Annotated in this window: 4 protein-coding genes; 3 read left to right on the top strand and 1 reads right to left on the bottom strand. The window is 73.7% G+C overall.

Going from position 1 to position 5,847, the window contains the following annotated elements; genetic code table 11:
- Positions 1-6: 6 nt before the first annotated feature.
- Both ABEA77_RS33490 and ABEA77_RS33485 read left to right on the top strand, forming a co-directional pair.
- Entirely contained in the window at positions 7-1,485 is a 1,479-nt protein-coding gene (locus tag ABEA77_RS33490) for an LCP family protein (RefSeq protein WP_486389449.1), read from the top strand.
- A gap of 196 nt (positions 1,486-1,681) precedes the next feature.
- Complete coding sequence (locus tag ABEA77_RS33485) at positions 1,682-2,995, top strand: LCP family protein (RefSeq protein ID WP_345655887.1); 1,314 nt, start codon at positions 1,682-1,684, stop codon at positions 2,993-2,995.
- Positions 2,996-3,134: 139 nt separating this feature from the next.
- On the opposite strand, the gene ABEA77_RS33480 is transcribed toward ABEA77_RS33485, so the two are convergent.
- Complete coding sequence (locus tag ABEA77_RS33480; protein WP_345655886.1) at positions 3,135-3,671, bottom strand: MarR family winged helix-turn-helix transcriptional regulator; 537 nt, start codon at positions 3,669-3,671, stop codon at positions 3,135-3,137.
- 147 nt (positions 3,672-3,818) lie between these two features.
- On the opposite strand from ABEA77_RS33480, the gene ABEA77_RS33475 reads away from it, so the two are divergent.
- A partial coding sequence (locus ABEA77_RS33475) for an FUSC family protein (protein WP_345655885.1) occupies positions 3,819-5,847 on the top strand: 2,029 nt, incomplete at its 3' end.

Raw genomic sequence — 5,847 nt, 5'->3', positions numbered from 1 at the left:
GACTTGGTGCCGGCCGGCCGCGGCGGGCGGCCTCCGCAGCGGCGCGGTGGGCCTCCGGGGCGGCGGCCGGGCGGGCGGCGCGGCGGGACACCGGTGCCGCGCTGGGGCATGCGGCTCGCGACCACGCTCTCGGTGCTCGTGCTCGGCGCGGGCGGCATCGGGCACGCGGTCGTGTCCAGCCTGGACAGCGGGATCGGCCGGGTCGACCCGTTCAAGGACATGAAGAACCGGCCGTCTGCGGGGCACGGCATGAACGTGCTGCTCGTCGGCACCGACGACCGCTCCACCATCAGCAAGGCGGAGAAGCGCAAGTACCGGCTCGGCGGCGCGCCCTGCCACTGCACGGACACGATCATGCTGGTGCACCTCGGCGAGGGCGGGCGGCGGGCGAGCGTGGTGAGCCTGCCGCGCGACAGCTACACCCGGCTGCCGGAGCACACCGACAGGACCACGGGCGAGCGGCACGCCACGCACCCGGCGAAGCTCAACGCGGCCTACGCGGAGGGCGGCCCGAACCTCACGGTGCGCACCGTCGAGTCGATGACCGGCGTCAAGATCGACCACTACCTGGAGGTCGACTTCACCAGCTTCATGAAGACGGTGGACGCGCTCGGCGGCGTGCGGATCTGCACGCCGCGGCGGCTCAGGGACTCCAACACAGGCCTCGACCTGGCCCCCGGCACCCACACGCTGAGCGGCGGGCAGGCCCTCCAGTACGTGCGCTCGCGGCACATCGAGGGCGACGGCAGCGCCGACCTCGGGCGGATGCAGCGCCAGCAGCGGTTCGTGGCGGCGATGATCGCGCGGGCCACCGACAGCGGGGTGCTGCTGAACCCGGTGAAGTTCAAGGGCGTCGTCTCGGCCGCGCTCGACTCCGTACGGGCTGATGCCGGGTTCGGACCCGAGCAGCTGCTCTCGCTCGGCGAGGCGATGCGCGGCTTCTCCGTGTCGTCGTCGGAGTTCGCGTCCGTGCCGCTGGCCGCGCACGGGGTGACGGTCAAGGGCGTGGGCTCCGCGGTGAAGTGGGACCCGGTGAAGGCGAAGGCGATGTTCCGCGCGGTGCGCGACGACAAGCCGCTCGCTCCTCCGCACAAGGCGGCACCGAAGCGGCAGGCGAAGGTCGTGGACGTCGCGCCGCGCCAGATCAGAGTGCAGGTCTACAACGGCACCGGCACGGACGGCCTCGGCAAGAAGGTCGACGACGCGCTGAAGGCGACCGGCTTCGACACCACCCGGGAGCCGGTGACCGAGCCCGCGCTGCACGCGAAGGAGACCGTCGTCGCGTACGACCCGCGCTGGGACCGCTCGGCCCGCTCGCTTGCGGCCGCGCTGCCGGGCAGCCGGCTGAAGGCCGTGAAGGGGCAGGGCGCGACGCTGAAGGTGGTCGCGGGCACCGGCTTCACCGAGGTGGCGCCGGTGCGGGCGGAGGAGGCGCCGTCGGGCGCGTTCTCCACGGTCACCGGGGACGAAGTGGTCTGCTCGTAGCCGCGGGCGCTGCCAGGGCGCCACTCCGGGTGGGCCCGTGGACACGCCCCGTACGGTGCGACGGGTGGGGTTCCTGTGGTGAGCGGTCTCACAGATGTGCGGATCCCGGTGGCATTGCATCAGGTTGGCAACAGGGCCGGTGCGATTTAATCCACGATCTGTCTGGGCTGCCCGGATCACCTGCACACTGGTCGGCATGAGCGAGTGGCCCGAAGGATGGACAGGCGACCGCGGCGGGCGCCCCGAGCGATACGGCCGCGGCAGTGCGGGCGCGGAGCCCGAGCAGGCGCGCGTCATGCCGCACGTCCAGCGCGGGAACGTCCCGCCCCGTCAGCGCGGCGGCTACGGCGTCCCGCCGCAGCAGTCCCCCGGCTACGACGACCCGTACGCCGGGTCGCCCGCGGGCCCCGACTACGACAGCGGCTACAACACCGGCCAGGTCTACGGGCGCCCCGGCGGCCCGGGGCAGGGCCCCGGCGGCGGCCCGTACGGACCCGGCGGAGCGCCGCCGAGGCCGCGGCGCCGGGCCGACTGGGGCCGGCGGATCAAGTACGGGGTGCTCGCGCTCGTCGTCGTGGTGCTCGGCGTCTCCGTCGGCACGTACTTCTGGGCGGACTCCAAGCTCCACAAGGACGTCGACCTGTCGAAGGTCATCGACCGGCCGTCCGGCGGCGCGGGTACGAACTACCTGATCGTCGGCTCCGACAGCCGCAAGGGCATGACCAAGGAGCAGGAGAAGGAGCTGCACACCGGCGGCGCCGAGGGCCAGCGCACGGACTCGATGATGATCCTGCACGAGGGCGCGGGCGGCCCCGCGCTGATCTCACTGCCGCGCGACTCGGACATAACGCTGCCGTCCTTCAAGGGCGCCGAGTCCGGCAAGCTCTACCCGGCCCAGCCGAACGTGCACATGAAGCTGAACGCCGCGTACGCGACGGACGGCCCGACGCTGCTGGTGCGCACCGTCGAGGCGGAGACGGGCCTGCGCATCGACCACTACGTGGAGATCGGCTTCTCCGGCTTCGCCAACGTGGTCGACGCGATCGGCGGCGTCGACATGAACCTGCCGCAGGGCTTCAAGGACTCCTACTCGGGCGCCGACTTCAAGGCCGGCGAGCAGACGCTCGACGGCAAGCAGGCCCTGGCGTACGTCAGGACCCGGCACGCCTTCGCGACCAGCGACCTCCAGCGCGAGAAGAACCAGCAGAAGTTCCTCTCCGCGCTGGCCTCGCAGACGGCGACGCCCAGCACGATCCTCAACCCGTTCAAGCTCTACCCGGCGCTCGGCGCGGGCCTGGACACGCTGTCGGTGGACAAGGACATGTCGCCGTACGCGCTGGCCAGGATGTTCTTCGCGATGAAGGACGTGACCGGCGGCGACGGGGTGTCGACGACGATGCCGGTCTCCGGCAGCAACGGCGGGAACCTGGTCTGGGACCGGGCGAAGGTCAAGCAGCTGGTGGACGAGTTGAACAACGGCGAGAAGGTCACCGTCTCGGACGGCGGCTGACCGGCGGGACGCGGCAGTGGCGCGGCGGCGGCGCACAGGGCCGCCGGACTCCTCGGGGGTCCGGCGGCCCTTCCATGTGTGCCGCTCCCCCGCGCGGGCCGGGGGACGGTCCGCTGCCAGGCCGGGCCCGCGCCCGGGGTCAGGGGGGCGGGGCCCCGGCACGGCCGCCGGTGAGGTGGTGCGCGGCGACGGCCGCGTTGTAGCGCTCGAACATCTCACCCAGGGTGCGCAGGTCGTCCTCGCTCCAGCCGGCCAGCAGCCGCGCGAAGCCGTCCGTGCGCTCCCGCCGTACGCTCTCCGCGCGCGCCAGGCCCTCCTCGGTGGGGGTGATCAGGGCGCGGCGGCGGTCCGGCGGCTCGCAGCGGCGCTCGACGAGGCCCGCGCGCTCCATGGCGGCGATCTGCCGGCCGGCCGTGGACGGGTCGAGGCCCAGGCGGTCGGCGAGGGTCCTGATGTCCATGCGGCCGTCGTCGGCGAGGGTGCGCAGCAGGAGGTAGCCGGCGCGGTCGAGGCGGTCGTGGATCGCGGTGCGGCGGTAGAGGAGCTCGAAGTTCCTGTTCAGGACGGCGGTCTGGCGCTCGATGCGCCGGATCGGGTCCTGCGGCGCCGCAGCCGCATGCCCGCCGTCCGCCGGGGCGGGCGGCTGTGCGCCCGCGTGCTCGGGATGCGCCAGCATCGTCCCTTCGTACCTTCCCGTCCACGGTGTCCGCCGCCGGGGCGCGCCGTGCGCCCTGCCCCCGCCCAGCGAATACCGGTACCATACATGTTATTGTATGTACGATACATGAATAGGTGCGGTGACCCCCTCGGGGAAAGGTGCTGAATGGCCTGGCGCATACGGAGCGGTGCCTCCGGGACCCGCGACACGATCCTCTCCTCCGACCCGGGCCTGAGCAGGCTCCACCAGGCCGTGAGCGCCGCCGTCGCCATGACCGGAGCGATGCTCCTCGAATACGGCTTCGGCACGGCGCTGGGCGAGGACGCCCAGGGCGTGCTCGTCACGATCATGCTCGGCACGGTGACCGCGATGATGGGTTCGATGGCCCTCGGCTCCATCCCGGCGAAGACGCAGGTGTGGACGGCGGCGGGCTTCCCCTTCGCGCTCGGCACGGGCCTCGTCCTCGGCATCCTGGCCGGCGGCAGCACCGCGCTGATGCTCACCGTGTTCGTCGCGGTGATGTTCGCGGCCGTCTACATCCGGCGCTTCGGCCCCGCGTTCTTCTTCTACGGCTTCATGGTGTGGATGGGGTACTTCTTCGCCGCGTTCCTCCACCCCACCCTCGACCAGCTGCCGCTCCAGCTCGCCGCCGTCGCCGTCTCCACGGCCTGGGTGCTGCTGCTCTCCCTCACCGCCCTGCGCACCATCACCCGGCGCACCCTGCGCCGCGTGCGGGGCGCCTTCGACGCCCGCGCCCGCGCGGTGGCGCGGGCCGCCGCCGACCTGCTCGCGCTTGACGCACCGGACCCGGCGCGGCTCACACGGGCGCGCAAGGCGCTGCACCGGCGGCAGCTGCGGCTCGCGGAGACGGCGCTGATGATCGAGGCCTGGTCGGGCACGCCGGGCGCGCTGCCCGGGGGCTGGACCGGGCCCGCGCTGCGCCGCCGCGTGCTCGACCTCCAGCTCGCCGTGGAGGCGCTGGCCACGGCCGCGGACTCGCTCGCCGTGGCGGACGGGCCGCTGCGCGCCGAGGCGGTCTGCATCGCCCGCGCGATGGCGGCGGGGGACCTCGGCACCGTCGAGCGCCTCGCGGTCCCGCTGCTCGACCCGTCCGCGCTGGTGCCCCGCCCGGTGGGGACGCGCGGCACCGGCGCGCACGGCACGCACAGCGCCGACGGGCAGTGGGCAGCGCACCAGCTGGCCGCCGCCGCGCTGGAGTACGCGGACCTCGCCCGCCAGGGCGACGCGCCGCCCGCGACCGACCAGGGCCCGCAGGGGTACACCCCGGCCGTGCAGCTCGCGATGGGCAACCTGCCGGGCTCCGCGGCCATAGCCGGCGGCGTCGCGGCCCGCGGCCACCGCTGGAACGCCCTCGCCAGGATGAGGCTCACCACCCGCCAGGCCATCCAGGTCGCCGTGGCCGGCGGGCTCGCGATCCTCGTCGGCCGGGAGATCAACGAGCAGCGCTACTACTGGGCGGTGATCGCGACGTTCGTCGCCTTCACCGGCACCGCCACCCGCTCGGAGACCACCGTGAAGGCGGTCAACCGCGTCGCGGGCACCCTGGTCGGCCTCGGCGCGGGCATCGGCCTCGTCCATCTGACGGCCGGGCACACCTACACCGCGCTCGCCGTGATCATCCTGGCGATGTCGTGCGGCTTCTACCTGGTGCGCATTTCGTACGCGCTGATGATCTTCTTCGTCACGATCATGGTGTCGCAGCTCTACAGCATCCTCAACGAGTTCTCCCCCGGGCTGCTCGTGCTGCGCCTCGAAGAGACCGCGGCGGGGGCCGCCATCGGCATCCTGGTGGGGCTGCTCGTCCTGCCCACCAGCACCCGCGACACCGTGCACAGCGCGCGTACGACGTTCTTCTCCGCGGTCTCCGCGCTGCTCGACGGGGTCGCGGGCCGCCTCGACGGCTCGGCTCCCGCCGCCGACCTGGACGCCATGGCGCGCGCCATCGACCACCAGGTGCGCGGCCTCGCCCTGGTCGCGGGCCCGCTGACCCGGCCGCTGATCTGGGGCAACGACCCCCGGCTCACCCGGCACCGGCTCACCCTGTACGCGGCGGTCTCCCGGCGCTGCCGGGCCCTCGCGCTCGCGCCGCGGCGCACCGCCGACCCGCGGGCGGCGGCCGGCTTCGCGGGCGCGGCCCGCTCCCTCGCGGCGGCCGCCGCCCACCTGGCCGACC

Source organism: Streptomyces tremellae (assembly GCF_039540215.1).
Classification (GTDB): domain Bacteria; phylum Actinomycetota; class Actinomycetes; order Streptomycetales; family Streptomycetaceae; genus Streptomyces; species Streptomyces tremellae.
The sequence above is the reverse complement of the archived record's forward strand: the minus strand, read 5'-3'. Positions and strand labels throughout refer to the sequence as shown.